This is a genomic window from Actinomadura rifamycini DSM 43936 (assembly GCF_000425065.1).
Taxonomy (GTDB): Bacteria; Actinomycetota; Actinomycetes; order Streptosporangiales; family Streptosporangiaceae; genus Spirillospora; species Spirillospora rifamycini.
Genome location: NZ_AULB01000010.1, coordinates 16457 through 32145 on the forward strand (window position 1 = coordinate 16457; position 15689 = coordinate 32145).

Below are 15689 nucleotides of genomic sequence, written 5' to 3' on the forward strand. Positions count from 1 at the left end.
GCATCCGACGGCCGCATGCCCCTCTTGGAGCACCTCCGTGAGCTGCGCAACCGGTTGGTCAAGGCGATCCTCGGCCTGCTGGTGGGCACGATCATCGGCTGGATCTTCTTCGACCCCATCTGGGACTGGCTGAAGCAGCCCTACACGCGGATCCCCCCGGAGCACTGCCTCGACGGCAAGTGCGACCTGGTCGTCCACGGCATCTTCGACGGCTTCTTCGTGCACCTGAAGGTCGCGCTGATCATCGGCGCGGTGCTGTCGTCCCCGGTGTGGCTGTACCAGCTGTGGGCGTTCGTCGCGCCGGGCCTGTACCAGCGGGAACGCCGCTGGACGTACACGTTCATGGCGGCGGCCGTGCCGCTGTTCGTCGCGGGCGGCTACCTGGCCTACCTGACGATGGACAAGGGCCTGGAGATCTTCATCGGGCTCGCGCCGGGCGACACCACCGTGCTCGTCGGCGTCCAGGACTACCTGAGCTACGCCCAGGCGATGCTGTTCATCTTCGGGCTGACGTTCGAGCTGCCGCTGTTCGTGGTCGTGCTGAACCTGGCGGGCGTGCTCACCCACGAGCGGATCCGCAAGTCCCGCCGGCTGCTGTGGTTCGGGGTGTTCGTGTTCGCCGCGATCGCCACCCCCAGCCAGGACCCGTTCACCATGCTCGCCCTGGCCCTCCCCACGATCGTGCTGTTCGAGATCGCCGAGTTGATCGCGTACCTGCACGACCGGCGGCTCGCCGCCCGCCCCGACCCGTACGCGGAGCTGTCCGACGACGAGGCGTCCCCGCTGGACCTCGAGGCCATCGACGCCGAACTGGAGAAGGGCGGCGGCCGCACCGGCTGACCCGCGCCCGCCCGGCACCGGGCGGGCCGCCCCGGCGACCCGCCGGAATCCGGTTCGTTATGGATTGGGAAACGGGCCGGTCGAAACCGTAGGCTCGAAGACATGACCTCCCCCGACACCACGTCGACCGGGCGGAAGGCCGAGGAGCGGACCGGGGACACCCCGGCCTCCCGGTACGCCGCCTACCGCAGGCGCACCGCCGGGAACGGCCCCGCCCTGCTGGACTTCCGCACCCTGTACGACTTCGAGCTGGACGCCTTCCAGCTGCGGGCGTGCCAGGCGCTGGAGGACGGCAGCGGCGTCCTCGTCGCGGCGCCGACCGGCTCCGGCAAGACCGTCGTCGGGGAGTTCGCCGTCCACCTCGCGCTGACCGGCGGCTCCAAATGCTTCTACACCACGCCGATCAAGGCGCTGTCGAACCAGAAGTACGCCGACCTCGTCCGCCGCTACGGGCCCGAGAAGGTCGGGCTGCTCACCGGCGACAACAGCGTCAACGGCGAGGCGCCCATCGTCGTCATGACGACCGAGGTGCTGCGCAACATGCTGTACGCGCAGTCCCCGACCCTCGCCGGGCTGGCGTTCGTGGTGATGGACGAGGTGCACTACCTCGCCGACCGGTTCCGCGGCGCCGTCTGGGAAGAAGTGATCATCCACGTCCCGGACTCGGTGCGGATCGTGGCGCTGTCGGCGACCGTCAGCAACGCCGAGGAGTTCGGCGAGTGGCTGCACGCCGTCCGCGGCGACACCGCCGTCGTCGTCGACGAGCACCGGCCCGTCCCGCTGTTCCAGCACATGCTCGTCGGGACCTACCTGCACGACCTGTTCGTCGACACCGGCAAGGGCGACAACCGGCAGGCGCGCCTCAACCCCAAGCTGACCCGCATGGCCGTCGAGGAGGTGCGCCGCGCCAAGGTCAACCAGGGCCGCCGCACCGGGCGGCGCCGCGCGCCCCGCCCGCAGCGGTACCGGCCCCCGGCCCGCCCGGACGTCATCGAGCGGCTCGACCGCGCCGGGCTGCTCCCCGCGATCACGTTCATCTTCTCCCGCGCCGGCTGCGACGCCGCCGTCCAGCAGTGCCTCGCCGCCGGGATCCGGCTCACCTCCAAGGAGGAGTCGGAGGAGATCCGCGCCCACGCCGAGCTGCGCACCGCCGACATCCCCCCGGCCGACCTGCGGGTCCTCGGCTACGACGACTTCCTCGCCGCGCTCGAGCGGGGCGTCGCCGCCCACCACGCCGGGATGCTGCCGACCTTCAAGGAGATCGTCGAGGAGCTCTTCACCCGCGGGATGATCAAAGCGGTGTTCGCCACCGAGACGCTCGCGCTCGGCATCAACATGCCCGCCCGCACCGTCGTGATCGAGAAGCTCGACAAGTGGAACGGGGAGGCGCACGTCGACCTCACCCCCGGCGAGTTCACCCAGCTCACCGGACGCGCCGGGCGGCGCGGCATCGACGTCGAGGGCCACGCCGTCGTGGTGTGGGCGCCCAACGTCGACCCGGCGTCCGTCGCGGGCCTCGCCGGCGCCCGCACCTACCCGCTGAACTCCAGCTTCCGCCCGTCCTACAACATGGCCGTCAACCTCGTCGGCGCCGTCGGCATCGAACGGGCCCGCACCCTCCTCGAGGAGTCGTTCGCGCAGTTCCAGGCCGACCGCGCCGTCGTCGGCCTCGCCCGGCAGGTCCACAAGAACGAGGAGGCGCTCGCCGGGTACGCCGAGGCGGCGCAGTGCCACCTCGGCGACTTCATGGAGTACGCCGCGCTGCGCAGGCGGCTGTCGGACCGGGAGGCGCAGCTGTCGCGGGAGCGGTCGGCGTCCCGCCGCGCCGAGGCCGCCAAGTCCCTCGAGCGGCTCCGGCCCGGCGACGTGATCCTGGTGCCGTCCGGGCGCCGCTCCGGCCTCGCCGTCGTCCTCGACCCCGGCCTCGGACGCCGCTCCGACGGGCCCGCCCCGCTCGTCCTCACGGTGAACCGGTCGGTGCAGCGGCTGTCCATCCAGGACTTCCCCCGCGCCGTGGAACCCGTCGAGCGGATCCGCATCCCCAAGTCGTTCAGCCCCCGCAACCCGCAGGACCGCCGCGACCTGGCCTCCACCCTCCGCAACAAGGTCCCCGACGACGCCCGCGAACGCAGACGCGCCCGCGTGGACTCCGCCGCCGCCGACGACGCCGAGATCGCCGCGCTGCGCACCGAGCTGCGCCGCCACCCCGTGCACGGCTGCGACGAACGCGAGCAGCACGCCCGCTGGGCCGAGCGGTACCACCGCCTCGACCGCGAGACCGAGCAGCTGCGGCGCCGCGTCGAGGGCCGCTCCCAGGTCATCGCCCGCACCTTCGACCGCGTCTGCGCCGTCCTGGAGCAGCTCGGCTACCTGCGGGACGGCGAGGTCACCGGGGAGGGCCGCCGCCTCGGGCGGATCTACAACGAGCTCGACCTGCTCACCGCCGAGAGCCTCCGCGCCGGGCTGTGGGACAAGCTCGACCACGCCGAACTGGCCGCGTGCGTGTCCGCGCTGGTGTACGAGTCGCGGCGCGACGACGACACCGGCCCGCACCGCGCCCCGTCCGGCCGCGCCGAGGACGCCCTCGCCGCGATGGTGCGGCTGTGGGGCGAACTGGACGCCGTCGAACGCGACAACCGCGTGTCGTTCCTGCGCGAACCCGATCTCGGGTTCGCGTGGACCGCGTACCGGTGGGCCAAGGGCGACGACCTCGACGAGGTGCTCCTCGCGAGCGACATGACCGCCGGCGACTTCGTCCGCGCCGTCAAGCAGCTCCTCGACCTGCTCGGCCAGGTCGCCGACGCGTCCCCCGCCAACGGGCACGTCCGCAAGACGGCCCGCCGCGCGATGGACACGATGCGCCGCGGCGTCGTCGCCTACTCGTCCGTGACCTGACCCCACCGCCGCACCGTGGCCTTCCGGCGGCCCGACCGTCCCGTTCGGGCGGCGGGGGCGCGGGGGCGGGGCGCGCCCCGGCGGCTGGAGTGCCCCGTTCGGGCGGTGCCGTTGCGACACCGGGGCCCGGCAGCCCGACTGCCCCGCTCGGGGTGGTGCCGTCGTGAGGGCGGCGTGCCCGACGGCTCGACCGTCCCGTAGCGAGGCCGGGGCCCCGGCGGCTCGACCGTCCCGGTCGGGCGGTGGGGGCGCGGGGGCCGGGTCAGGTGGGGCGGGCGGTGCGGCGGCGGGCGCGGCGCTCGCGGAGGGTCCGCTCGACGCGGTGCCGGGCCAGCCGGACCAGCAGCGGCTGCGGCGGGCGCCGCAGCGGTCCCGGCACCACCCGGTGCCCGAGGGCGGCCGCGCCCAGCACCAGCCCCGCGGCGCGGCGGTGCCGCGGCCCCCACGGCAGCCCGTACTGCTCGCGGAGCGGCTCCGGTAGCAGCGCGGCCGTGACGACGCGGAACACCGCCAGGCCCGGCGCGAGCGCCCGCAGCTTCCGGGGGTGCAGGACGGCCGCGGCGACCTTCCGGGCGTTGTCGTCGACCTCGAGGGACGCGACCATCTCGTCCATGTAGGCGCGGAACGACGCCAGGTCGGGCGGCTGCGCCTCCGCCGGGCAGCCCAGCACCTCGGCGACGACCCGCGCCTGCCGGTAGTACTCCTCGGCCTGCCCGGCGTCCGGGCGTCCGGGCCGGCCCAGCCGCTCGTGGAGGTACAGCGCCGAGTCGATCAGCGTCGCGTTCACCCACAGCTGCAGGCCGGGGTCGTTGCCGGAGTACCCCTCGCCGCGGACGGACGTGTGGATGCCGCGGACCTTCGCGGCGATCCGCGCGACCTCCTCGGGCGTCCCGAAGGAGACGACCAGCAGGAAGTCGAGGGTGCCGAACAGCCGCGCCAGCGGCCGGTCGGCGAAGTCGCTGTGCTCGGCGACGCCGCGCGCCACGCCGGGATGCGCGAGCTGCATGAGCAGCGCGCGGCCCGCGCCGAGCCCGACGATCGGCTCGGCGCCGAACGCGCGCAGCACGTCCCGGTCGGCGAGGCGGTCGGCGAGGTGGGCGGCGAGGTCGGCGGCGGCGCCGGTGCCCGCGGCGCCGGGCGGCGACGGGTCCGCGGGGGCCTGGGGGGACGGGATCGGCGGTGTGGGCACGGGGGGCCTCCCGGACGGTCGGCGGCCGGATCCTGGTGCCCCGCATCCTCACCCATTATTGACGTCCCGTCAATAATGGGTGCGGGCCGCGCCGCCGGCGCCCGGTGCCTACTGCGCAGGTCGGAGGCGGGGTCGACCTGAGAAGGAGGCCGCTGGACATTCCGTGCCGATAGGGTCTTTACGGTCACCGAATGTCACGACGACCCCCTGGACTCCTGCATGATCGAGGCCAAGAACCTCACCAAACGCTACGGCGCGAAAGTCGCCGTCCATGATCTCTCCTTCACGGTGGAGCCCGGCCGGGTGACCGGCTTCCTCGGGCCGAACGGCGCCGGCAAGTCGACGACGATGCGGATGCTGCTCGGCCTCGACCGGCCCACCGGCGGCGAGGCCCGCATCGCCGGACGGCACTACAGCAAGCTGCCCGCCCCGATGCGGACCGTCGGCGCGCTCCTGGAGGCGCGGGCCGTCCATACCGGCCGCAGCGCCCGCAACCACCTGCTGTGCCTCGCGCAGACCCAGGGCCTCCCGGCCAAGCGGGTCGACGAGGTGCTGGAACTGGTCGGCCTCACCGACGTCGCCGGGCGGCGGGCGCAGGGCTTCTCCCTCGGCATGGGGCAGCGGCTCGGCATCGCCGCGGCGGTCCTCGGCGACCCCGAGGTGCTCATCCTGGACGAGCCGGTCAACGGCCTCGACCCCGAGGGCGTCGTCTGGATCCGCCAGCTGATGCAGCGGTTCGCCGCCGGCGGCCGGACGGTGTTCGTGTCCAGCCACCTCATGAACGAGATGGCCGTCACCGCCGACCACCTCATCGTCATCGGCCGCGGCCGCCTCATCGCCGACTGCTCCACCGAGGAGTTCATCGAGCGCAGCACCGACAAGACGGTCGTCGTCCGCACCCCCGACGCCGACCGGCTCACCGGCGTCCTGTCCGGCGAGGGCGGCAAGGTCACCGCCGCGGACGACGGCGCGCTGACCGTCGCGAACCTCGAGGCCGCCCGGATCGGCGAGCTCGCCGCCGCCGAGGGCCTCGTCCTGCACGAGCTCACCCCCCGGCGCGGCTCCCTCGAGGACGCCTTCATGGAGCTCACCCGCGACACCGTCGAATACGGGACGTCCGCCGCCGCCGCGCCCGCCGGCGCGCCCGCCGTCCCCGCGAAGGAGGAGACCCGATGACCGCCGCCCCCGCCGACGCGGCGCCCCCCTCGGCCCCCGCCGCCGGCGCGCGCCGCCCCGGCTTCGCCGCGCTGCTGCTCGCCGAATGGACCAAGATCCGGACCGTGCAGTCGACCCTGTGGTCGCTGGTCCTGCTCGTCCTGCTGCACCTCGGCTTCACCGGGCTGCTCGCCGCGGTGTTCGCCGCGCAGTGGGACAGCATGAACGAGGGCGACCGCGCCATGATCGGCGAGGACCCGGCCGGGTTCTTCCTCGGCGCCGGGCTGTCCTACAGCCAGCTGACGGTGTGCGTGCTCGGCGTGCTGCTGATCGCCTCAGAGTACTCCACCGGCATGATCCGCTCCAGCCTGCTGGCCGTCCCGACCCGGCTGCCGATGCTGTGGGCGAAGGCCGTCGTGTTCGCCGCGCTCGTCCTCGTGCTGGGCGTCGCCGTGTCGTTCGGGTCGTTCTTCCTCGGCTCGGTGATCCTCGGCGACCGGCTCCCCGTCGAACTGGGCGACCCGGGCGTGCTGCGCGCCGTCTTCGGCGGCGGCCTGTACCTGGCGATGCTCGGGCTGTTCTCCCTGGCGATCGGCGCGATCGTCCGGCACACCGCGGGCGCCATCACCGGCGTGATCGCGTTCGTGCTGGTGCTGTCGCCGCTGGCGTCGCTGCTGCCGGGCTCCGTCGGCGACTACGTCCACGGCTACCTGCCGTCGGTCGCGGGCATGGCGATCACCGCGGCCGCGCCGTCCGACGACGCCGTCCTGTCGCCCTGGGCCGGGTACGGCGTGTTCGCGCTGTGGACGGCCGCGCTGCTGGCGGCCGCCGCGTACCTGCTCAAGCGCCGCGACGCCTGACGCGGTCCCGCCGGGACGTCCGCGCCCGGCGGGGGGAGGCGCGCGCTACGGTGTTCGGTCGGGCGCTTCGAGCGCGTGACCGAACGGGAGGTCGGGGATGCCGGGGTCGGGGGCGCCGACACGGATCCGCCTGCTGGAGGCGGCCGTGGCGGTCATGGGTGAGGACGGCTGGTCCGCCGTGACGTCCCGGGCCGTCGCCCGGCGCGCCGCGGTCAACAACGCGCTGGTGCACTACTACTTCGGGTCCGTGGACGCGCTGCGCCGCGCCGCCGTCCTGCACGCGCTGGAGCGGGAGCTGGAGGGACCGGTCTCGGCGGTCCTGGACGCCCCGGACGTCCTCGACGGCCTCGTCGCCGCGATCACCGACCTCACCGCCCCGCCGGCCGCCGGCGACGAGACCGGCGCCCCCAGGCTCCGGGTGATCACCGAGGCGCTCGTGCACGGGCTGCGCGACGACGAGCTGCGCCGCGCGACCGTCGAGCAGCTCGCGGCGTTCCGCGGCGCGCTCGCCGACCGGTTCGCCGCGCAGCGCGCCGCGGGCGGGCTGCGCCCCGACGCCGACCCGGCCGGCCTCGCCGTGGTGGTCGCCGCGCTGGTCGACGGCCTGCTGCTGCACGCCGTCGTCGACCCAGGCACCGACGCCGCCGCGGCCACCGCCGGGCTCGTCGGCCTGCTCCGCCGCAGCGGCCCCGAGGCCGGGCTTCCCGCGGGCGGGGGAGACGAGCGCGCCCGGTGACCCCGGCGGCGGTGCCGGGCCCCGCCCCGCCGCCCGGCCGAACTCCTCGCCGACCCGCCCCGCCGGGGGACGTCAGGGGGCCGGGGCCGGCTCGGGCAGCCCCTCGACCAGCGCGCCGAGCGTCGCGCCCAGCGGCGCGTCCAGCGTGACCAGCGCGTCGCCGTCGCCCCGCGTCGGGCCCCGGTTCACGATCCCGACCGGGATCCCGCGCCGCGCCGCGTGCCGGACGAACCGGTACCCCGACATCACCGTCAGCGACGACCCCAGCACCAGCAGCGCGCCCGCCCGCTCGGTCAGCGCGAAGCAGTCCGCGACCCGCGCCGGCGGCACGTTCTCCCCGAAGAACACCACGTCCGGCTTCAGCGGCCCGCCGCACCGGTCGCAGCCCACCACCCGGAACCCGTCGATCGCCCGGTCGTCCAGCTCCGCGTCGCCGTCCGGGTTGACCGAGCCGTCCTGCCCGTGCAGGCCGGGATGCTCGCCCGCGTGCCCGCCGGGCCGCTCCCCGAACCCGGGGTTGGCCGCGCGCAGCCGCGCGTCGAGATAACCGCGGGGCGTGCGGGCCCCGCACGCCAGGCACACCACCCGGTCCAGCGAGCCGTGCAGCTCGATCACCCCGGACGCCCCCGCCGCCTGGTGCAGCCCGTCCACGTTCTGCGTGATGACTCCCGACAGCAGACCGCGGCGCTGCAGCTCCGCGACCGCCCGGTGCCCCGCGTTGGGGCGCGCCGCCTTGATGTGGCGCCAGCCCAGATGGCTCCGCGCCCAGTACCGGCGGCGCGCCGCGGCGCCGCCGGTGAACGCCTGGTAGGTCATCGGGTCGCCCCGCCGCCTGCTGAGTCCCGTCTCACCCCGGTAGTCCGGGATGCCCGACTCGGTGGAGATCCCGGCGCCGCTCAGCACCACGACGTCCCCGTCCGAGACGAGGTCCGCCAGAGCGCGCAGCCCGGCCTCCCGATCCACAACCTGCGTCACCCCTCCATGGTGCCCGACGCGGACGCGTGCCCGGGCTCCGGCGCGGCACCGGAAACCCGGCGGGCCGAGGACCGGTCGGACCGGCCCGAAGAACCGGGACACGCCTGTACGGGACGCACGGCGCGTCGTCGCCCGCCGACCCGCCGACCCGCCGACCCGCCGACCCGCCGTCCCGCAGTTCCCGCGGACGCGGGCCCGAGCAGCCGGGGTACGCGGCTCCGCACCCGATCGCCCCGCTTCCGCGCGGACGCGCAGTCGATAGGCCCCCAGCACGGCCCGAACGGCGGCGTGACGCTCGGAACCGGTGCACCCGTGCGCCGCGTCCCGAAGAACACGCGCGGGCCTTCACCACGTCCTCAGGGGCCACGGACGGTCGCCGCCGCACCGGCCCGCGCCCCTCGGCCCGCGACCGGCCGGTCGCGATGCCCGGGGAGGCGCCGACACCGCGGGCGAGGACGTCCAGGCCGGCGGTGTCGAGCCGCTTGGCGCGCGCGTGCCGCAGGTCGTGCGGCGACACGCGCCGGACCGCCTCGGCCCGGTCGATCACGCCCGCGACGGCGGAGTCGACCGCGACCAGCACGGCCGCGCGCCCGAAGAGGCCCCCGTCCGGACCACCTGGGAAGTGGTCCGGGGGCGGGGCGACGCCCGGGCGTGCCCGACGAGGGGCTGGGGGCGGGTCAGGCGGGCGAGGCGGGAATGGTGTCCGGGAAGATCCGCAGCATCGAGTTGAGCGCGATCATGGTGGCGAGCTTGGTCTCCGGGGCGGCGGGCTCGCCGCCGAAGATGTCGTTGATCACCCGGATCCGGTAGCGCACCGTCTGCGGGTGGATGTGCAGCTGCCGCCCGGTGACCACCGCGTTGCAGCCGCTGTTGAAGTACGCCAGCAGCGTCTCCGCGAGCATCTCCCGGCGCGGCGGCGGCTGCTCCAGCAGCGGCCGCAGGTAGCGGGGCGCGGCCGCCTCCACCAGGTCCCGCGCCTCCGCGGTGACCAGCGTCGCGAGGTGGTCGCAGCAGCGGACCGTCCCGTCCGCCGGCAGGACGCCCTCCTCGGCGAGCGCGACCGCCCGGCGGGCCCACCGCAGCGACACCGCGCCGCGGTCCACCGGGACCGTCGGGCCGACCGCCGCCCCCGGGCACGCGTCGGCCAGCGCCGCCATCAGCCGATCCTGCCCCGGACCGTCCGGGTCGGGCACCACCAGGTACGGCGCGTCGCCCGACCAGTCCGCCAGCACCGTGGGCGGGACGAGCCGCGCCGTCCCGGCCAGCGGACCGCGCAGCGCCACCGCGCAGATCGTCTCGGGGGCCGTCCAGTCCGCGGCCTTCGCCAGCTCGCGGATCGCCTCCCGGCCGATCGGCGGATCGGCCACCAGGACGTCGCGGAGCCGGCCGCGGTCCCGCTCGCGCCGCGTCGCCAGTTCCTCGCGCGCCGACGCGTAGCCCTCCGCGGCCGCGTCGACGAGGACCGCGAGGAGCCCGAAGTGCGCCTCGGTGAGCATCGCCAGGGTCTCCCGGCTCCAGCCGAAGTCGTAGGCGTGGCCGATGAACCGGCGGCACGTGATCCGGCTGCTGAGCCGCAGCGCCGCCTCGAGGCCGTCGAGGCCGTGCCCGCCGGACGCCTCGCGGGCGCCGATGTGCGCGTACAGGTCCGTGAGGGGCGACCAGTCGGGCGCCGGGTCGTCCACGGAGTCCACGAAGCCGCGGACCGTCGTGGCGATCGTCCGGACCATCTGCCGGCCCTGGACGCTGTCGGCGGGGTGGGCGTACGCGGGGAGCCGGCGGCGGATCTCCTCGGCGATCTCCCGCACGACCGCGTCGAGATGCGGGCGGAGCAGGTCGCCGATGCGGACCCGCTGCGCATGGCACGGCAGCGGGGAGCGGGTTCTCCGGACTGACAGGGGCGGGGAGGCCACGGGTTCTCCTCGGGATCGGAAACGCACCTGGCTTTCGGGCTCGCCAGTCTCGCTTCTCCCGCCGCCAGATCAAGGCTCCGCGGAAATACGTGTGTGCCCGCACACCCGGATTGGGCGGCGGCAACGGAATTCGGCGGCTCCTCATCGCGAAATGAGCAATTGGACCGTTCCGACGCCCCCGCCGGTCGCCGGGCCCGTGTCGCTCGATGAACCCGCCGAAAAACGCCGAGGCGTTCGCGGGCGTGGAGGAGCCGACTGCCGCGTCCCCCCGGACGGCCACGCCGCCGCCTCCTGAGCCGTGGACGTCCGGGGGTCCGCGGGGCCGTCAGGCCGCCCGCCACAGCGGCCCCCGCATGAACCTTACTGCGTAAAGGGCGGGACCCGCCCGGCGTGCTCGCGGGCACGCGGGACGGCGCCGCCGCGGCCGTGCGCCGGGTGCCGGGGCGCGCCGCCGAGGGCCCGCCCGCCGCCGCTATGGCCGGCGGGACGTCCGGGGACGGGCGGTCAGCGGTCCTCGCCCCGGGAGGGGTTCTCCAGCCGGAAGAAGTTGCTCTGGACGCCGTCCTTCTTGTGCTCCTGGTAGATGAAGTTCAGTTCGCGCTCGTCGAACGTGCGGAACCAGTCGTCCCAGGAGATGTGCTCGAGGTTCTCGCCGCCGTAGCCGGGGAAGTCGAGGCGCAGCCGCCCCGGGCGGCCCCCGTACTCGCTGCCGGGCACGGTCGACGGCTCGGCCCCGCGCTCCTCGGCCCACCGCCGGATGACCTCGTGGTCGGTGGTGACGAGGCTCTTGCCGGGACGCTCCTCGTGCTCGTCCGCCGAGGTCACCTCCTGCTCGTAGCGATGCTCGCCCTGGATCGGGTGGTGCGACTCGCCCATCGGGCTCCCCCTTCGAGTCGTGCGGCTGTCGGGGGTGTGGTACCCGCCCGACCAGGGACTAACGGGGACGACCTGCGGGGACGGCGGACGTTACGGGCCCGTGTCGGCGAGATGCGGGCGGTGAGGGCCAGTTAACGCGCGAGTGACATCCGGGACCTGCACGGGTAATACGCCCGCCCGATGATCGGCGTCATGGGAGCCGACAACGACATCGTCCGGCGGCTGGTCGTGGTGGGCCACGGCCCGGCCGCGCACCGCCTGGTGGAGGTCCTGCGCGAGCGCGACGCCGCCGGGACCTGGCACGTGACCGTCATCGGCGAGGAGAGCCGGACCGCCTACGACCGGGTGGCGCTGACCACGCACCTGGAGGGCGCCGACCTCGCGTACCCGCCGCACGACGACGCGGTCGCCGTCGTCACCGGCGAGCGGGTCACCGGGATCGACCGCGCCGCGCGGACGGTCGCCACCGACGCGGGACGCGAGGTGCCGTACGACGCGCTCGTCCTCGCGACCGGGTCCGCGCCGTTCGTCCCGCCCGTGCCCGGCGCCGACCTGCCCGGCGTGTTCGTCTACCGGACGATCGACGACCTCGACGCCATCCGCGCGTACGCGGCCGGGCGGACGACCGGCGCGGTCGTCGGCGGCGGGCTGCTCGGGCTCGAGGCGGCCCGCGCCGTGCAGGGCCTCGGGCTGCGCAGCGCCGTGGTCGAGGTGGCGCCGTGGCTGATGCCGCGCCAGCTCGACGAGGGCGGCGGCGCGATGCTGCGCCGGCACATCGAGGCCCTCGGGATGGACGTGCGCGCCGGCACCCCGATGAGCGCGCTGGAGGCCGGGCCGGACGGCGCCGTCGCGAGCGTGCGGATGGCCGACGGCGCCGTGCTGGACGCCGGGCTCGTGGTGTTCTCCGCCGGGATCCGGCCCCGGGACGAGCTGGCGCGCGGCTGCGGCCTGCCGGTGGGGGAGCGCGGCGGGATCGTCGTCGACTCCGCCTGCCGCACCGAGGACCCCGCGATCTTCGCGATCGGCGAGTGCGCCCTCGTCGACGGGGTCGTGTACGGGCTGGTCGCGCCGTGCTTCGCCATGGCCGAGACCGTCGCCGGGCGGCTGCTGGAGCCGGCCGACCCCGCGGTGTTCGAGGGCGCGGACCCGTCGACGAAGCTCAAGCTGATGGGCGTGGACGTCGCCAGCTTCGGCGACCCGTTCGCCGACCGGGACGGCGGGGCGCTCGGCGTCACCTACACCGACCCCGTCGCGAAGGTCTACAAGAAGATCGTGGTCAGCGACGACGCCCGCACGCTGCTGGGCGGCGTGCTGGTCGGCGACGCCGACTCCTACGCGGTGCTGCGCGCCCAGGTCGGCGGCGCCCTGCCCGGCACCCCCGACCAGGTGCTGTTCGGCGGCACCGAGGCCGCGGGCGGCGACCTGCCCGGCGCCACGGTGGTGTGCTCCTGCAACAACGTGACGGCCGAGACGATCCGCGGCGCGGTCACGGAGCGGTCGCTGACCGATCTCGGCGAGGTCAAGGTGTGCACCCGCGCCGGGACGAGCTGCGGAAGCTGCGTCCCGCTGGTGAAGAAGCTCCTGGACGCCGAGCTGACCGCGGCGGGCGTCGAGGTCAGCAAGGCGATCTGCGAGCACTTCGACCACAGCCGCGCCGAGCTGTTCGACATCGTCCGCGCGAGCGGCATCACCAGCTTCACCCGCCTGGTGCAGGAGCACGGGCGGGGCCGCGGCTGCGACATCTGCAAGCCCGCCGTCGCGTCCATCCTCGCCAGCCTCGGCAACGGCCACATCCTCGAGGGCGAGCAGGCGGCCCTGCAGGACACCAACGACCACTTCCTCGCCAACCTGCAGAAGAACGGCACGTACTCGGTCGTCCCGCGCGTCCCCGGCGGCGAGATCACCCCCGAGAAGCTGATCGTGATCGGCGAGGTCGCCCGCGACTTCGGCCTCTACACCAAGATCACCGGCGGGCAGCGGATCGACCTGTTCGGCGCCCGCGTCGAGCAGCTCCCGCAGATCTGGCGGCGGCTCGTCGACGCCGGGTTCGAGTCCGGGCACGCCTACGGCAAGTCGCTGCGGACGGTCAAGTCGTGCGTCGGGTCGACCTGGTGCCGCTACGGCGTGCAGGACTCGGTCGCCATGGCGATCCGGCTCGAGCTGCGGTACCGGGGGCTGCGCGCCCCCCACAAGCTGAAGTCGGCCGTGTCCGGCTGCGCCCGCGAGTGCGCCGAGGCGCAGAGCAAGGACTTCGGGATCATCGCCACCGAGAACGGCTGGAACCTCTACGTCGCCGGCAACGGCGGCATGCGGCCCCGGCACGCCGACCTGCTCGCGAGCGACCTGTCCGACGACGAGCTGGTCACCGCGATCGACCGGTTCCTGATGTTCTACATCCGCACCGCCGACCGGCTGCAGCGCACCGCGAGCTGGCTGGAGGACCTGGACGGCGGTCTCGACTACCTGCGGGAGGTGGTCATGGACGACGCCCTCGGCATCTGCGCCGAACTCGACGCCGCCATGGAACGGCACGTCGCGTCCTACTCCGACGAGTGGAGCGACGTGCTGGACGACCCCGAGCGGCTCCGCCGGTTCGTCTCGTTCGTCAACGCGCCCGAGACGCCCGACCCCAGCATCGAGTTCGAGGTCGAGCGCGAGCAGATCAAGCCGCTGCTGCAGATCGACGCGCGGCGGCCCGAGGCGGTGGGCCGATGAGCGCCGCGCCCGGCGTCGTCGTCGTCGGCAACGGCATGGCCGGATCCCGGTTCGTCGGCGAGCTGCGCGACCGGGACCCGTCCGTCCCGATCACCGTGTTCGGCGCGGAGCCGCAGCGGCCCTACAACCGGGTGCTGCTGTCGAACGTCCTCGCCGGGGCCGCCGACCCCGAGCACATCGCGCTCGTCGACGCCGCCTGGTACGCGGCGCACGGCGTCGATGCGCGCCTCGGCGTCGAGGTGACCCGCATCGACCGCGCCGCCCGCACCGTGCACGCGTCCGACGGGACCGCCACCCCGTACGGCACGCTCGTCCTCGCCACCGGCAGCACCGCGTTCGTCCCGCCGCTGCCCGGCCTCGCCGAGGGCCTGCCGCGCGGCGCGCTCGCGTTCCGCACCCTCGACGACTGCCGCCGCATCAGCGAGCTCGCCGCCACCGCGCGCCGCGCCGTGGTGATCGGCGGCGGGCTGCTCGGCATCGAGGCCGCGCGCGGCCTCGCCGGACGCGGCCTGGACGTCACCGTCCTGCACCTGGCCGGCCACCTGATGGAACGGCAGCTCGACCCCGCCGCGGGCCGGGTCCTGGCGCGGACGCTCGCCGGGCTGGGCGTCGGGTCCCGCGTCGGTGTCGGCGTCACCGGCGTGCGGACGTCCGGGACGGGCGGCGACCGCCGCGTCACCGGCGTGGAGCTGGACGCCGGCGGCGCCGCCGAGACGATCGACGCGGACCTGGTCGTCGTCGCCTGCGGCGTCCGGCCCGAGACCGGGCTCGCCCGCGCCGCCGGCCTCGCCGTCGGCCGCGGCGTGATCGTCGACGACGAGCTGCGCTCGGTCGCCGACCCGTCCGTCCGCGCCATCGGGGAGTGCTCCGAGCACCGCGACGAGGTGTACGGGCTGGTCGCGCCCGCCTGGGAGCAGGCGGGGATCCTCGCCGGGCTGCTCGCCGGGACCGAGCCCGGCGCCCGCTTCACCGGCGCCCGGCAGATCACCCGGCTCAAGGCCGCCGGGATCGAGCTCGCGTCGATGGGGGAGACCCACTTCGGCGACGAGGACGACGGCGTCGAGGTCGTCCGGTTCACCGACGTCTCCCGCGGCACCTACAAGAAGGCCGTCATCCGGGACGGCCGGCTGATCGGCGCGATCCTGCTCGGCGAGACCGCCGCCGCCGGGACCCTCACCCAGCTCTACGACCGCGCCGCGCCGCTGCCCGCCGAACGCCTGTCGCTGCTGTTCCCCGGCGCGGGCCGGGACGGCGGCGGGGCGCGGGCCGACTCGCCGCTGCGGATGCCGGACGCCGCGACCGTCTGCCAGTGCAACGGCGTCACCAAGCGCCGCGTCCGGGAGGCGTGGGAGGACGGCGCCCGCACCGCCGACGACGTCGCCCGCGAGACCCGCGCGGGGACCGGCTGCGGCGGCTGCCGCGACGCCGTCGAGGGCATCCTCGGCTGGCTCGCCGACCAGGAGACCCCCGACCGGCGGGAGCCGGCGGCCGCCGCACCCCGCTGACGGCCGCCTTACTGATCTACAACGTAAAGGAGC

The 15689-nt window shown here is 75.1% G+C and carries 11 protein-coding genes; 7 read left to right on the plus strand and 4 right to left on the minus strand.

Going from position 1 to position 15689, the window contains the following annotated elements; all coding sequences use genetic code 11:
- Positions 1-15: 15 nt before the first annotated feature.
- Positions 16-840: a twin-arginine translocase subunit TatC gene (gene tatC, locus H505_RS0108715; protein WP_233618024.1), complete on the plus strand. Its 825-nt coding sequence runs from the start codon at positions 16-18 to the stop codon at positions 838-840.
- Between the two features lie 102 nt (positions 841-942).
- On the plus strand, positions 943-3735 hold the full coding sequence (locus tag H505_RS0108720) for a DEAD/DEAH box helicase (protein ID WP_026401680.1): 2793 nt from the start codon (positions 943-945) through the stop codon (positions 3733-3735).
- Between the two features lie 262 nt (positions 3736-3997).
- Here H505_RS0108720 and H505_RS0108725 read toward each other — a convergent pair whose 3' ends face one another.
- Complete coding sequence (locus tag H505_RS0108725) at positions 3998-4924, minus strand: oxygenase MpaB family protein (RefSeq protein ID WP_026401681.1); 927 nt, start codon at positions 4922-4924, stop codon at positions 3998-4000.
- 219 nt (positions 4925-5143) lie between these two features.
- Between H505_RS0108725 and H505_RS0108730 the strand changes: the two genes are divergently transcribed.
- From H505_RS0108730 to H505_RS40650, 3 genes are all read left to right on the plus strand, one after another.
- Positions 5144-6100, plus strand: a complete 957-nt coding sequence (locus H505_RS0108730) for an ABC transporter ATP-binding protein (RefSeq protein ID WP_026401682.1) — start codon at positions 5144-5146, stop codon at positions 6098-6100.
- Entirely contained in the window at positions 6097-6939 is an 843-nt protein-coding gene (locus tag H505_RS0108735) for an ABC transporter permease (RefSeq protein WP_026401683.1), read from the plus strand. The genes H505_RS0108730 and H505_RS0108735 overlap by 4 nt, the downstream gene beginning before the upstream one ends.
- Positions 6940-7036: 97 nt before the next feature.
- Entirely contained in the window at positions 7037-7675 is a 639-nt protein-coding gene (locus H505_RS40650) for a TetR/AcrR family transcriptional regulator (RefSeq protein WP_051300450.1), read from the plus strand.
- Positions 7676-7747: 72 nt separating this feature from the next.
- Here H505_RS40650 and H505_RS0108745 read toward each other — a convergent pair whose 3' ends face one another.
- From H505_RS0108745 to H505_RS40655, 3 genes are all read right to left on the minus strand, one after another.
- Entirely contained in the window at positions 7748-8650 is a 903-nt protein-coding gene (locus H505_RS0108745) for an NAD-dependent protein deacetylase (protein WP_211238427.1), read from the minus strand.
- A gap of 677 nt (positions 8651-9327) precedes the next feature.
- On the minus strand, positions 9328-10560 hold the full coding sequence (locus H505_RS0108750; RefSeq protein WP_084550016.1) for a PucR-like N-terminal domain-containing protein: 1233 nt from the start codon (positions 10558-10560) through the stop codon (positions 9328-9330).
- Positions 10561-11064: 504 nt separating this feature from the next.
- Positions 11065-11436 (minus strand): hypothetical protein, encoded by a 372-nt coding sequence (locus H505_RS40655; RefSeq protein WP_051300451.1) that lies wholly within the window; start codon positions 11434-11436, stop codon positions 11065-11067.
- Between the two features lie 192 nt (positions 11437-11628).
- On the opposite strand from H505_RS40655, the gene nirB reads away from it, so the two are divergent.
- Complete coding sequence (gene nirB / locus H505_RS0108760; RefSeq protein ID WP_026401686.1) at positions 11629-14151, plus strand: nitrite reductase large subunit NirB; 2523 nt, start codon at positions 11629-11631, stop codon at positions 14149-14151.
- Positions 14148-15656, plus strand: a complete 1509-nt coding sequence (locus H505_RS0108765; protein WP_034517248.1) for an FAD-dependent oxidoreductase — start codon at positions 14148-14150, stop codon at positions 15654-15656. The genes nirB and H505_RS0108765 overlap by 4 nt, the downstream gene beginning before the upstream one ends.
- Positions 15657-15689: the final 33 nt, after the last annotated feature.

What these genes read in the sequence shown, in the direction of transcription:
- tatC (WP_233618024.1), top strand. Translation starts at nt 16, where the DNA reads ATGCCCCTCTTGGAGCACCTCCGTGAGCTGCGCAACCGGTTGGTCAAG.
- H505_RS0108735 (WP_026401683.1), top strand. Translation starts at nt 6,097, where the DNA reads ATGACCGCCGCCCCCGCCGACGCGGCGCCCCCCTCGGCCCCCGCCGCC.
- H505_RS40655 (WP_051300451.1), bottom strand. Translation starts at nt 11,436, where the DNA reads ATGGGCGAGTCGCACCACCCGATCCAGGGCGAGCATCGCTACGAGCAG.
- H505_RS40650 (WP_051300450.1), top strand. Translation starts at nt 7,037, where the DNA reads ATGCCGGGGTCGGGGGCGCCGACACGGATCCGCCTGCTGGAGGCGGCC.
- H505_RS0108730 (WP_026401682.1), top strand. Translation starts at nt 5,144, where the DNA reads ATGATCGAGGCCAAGAACCTCACCAAACGCTACGGCGCGAAAGTCGCC.
- H505_RS0108765 (WP_034517248.1), top strand. Translation starts at nt 14,148, where the DNA reads ATGAGCGCCGCGCCCGGCGTCGTCGTCGTCGGCAACGGCATGGCCGGA.
- nirB (WP_026401686.1), top strand. Translation starts at nt 11,629, where the DNA reads ATGGGAGCCGACAACGACATCGTCCGGCGGCTGGTCGTGGTGGGCCAC.
- H505_RS0108720 (WP_026401680.1), top strand. Translation starts at nt 943, where the DNA reads ATGACCTCCCCCGACACCACGTCGACCGGGCGGAAGGCCGAGGAGCGG.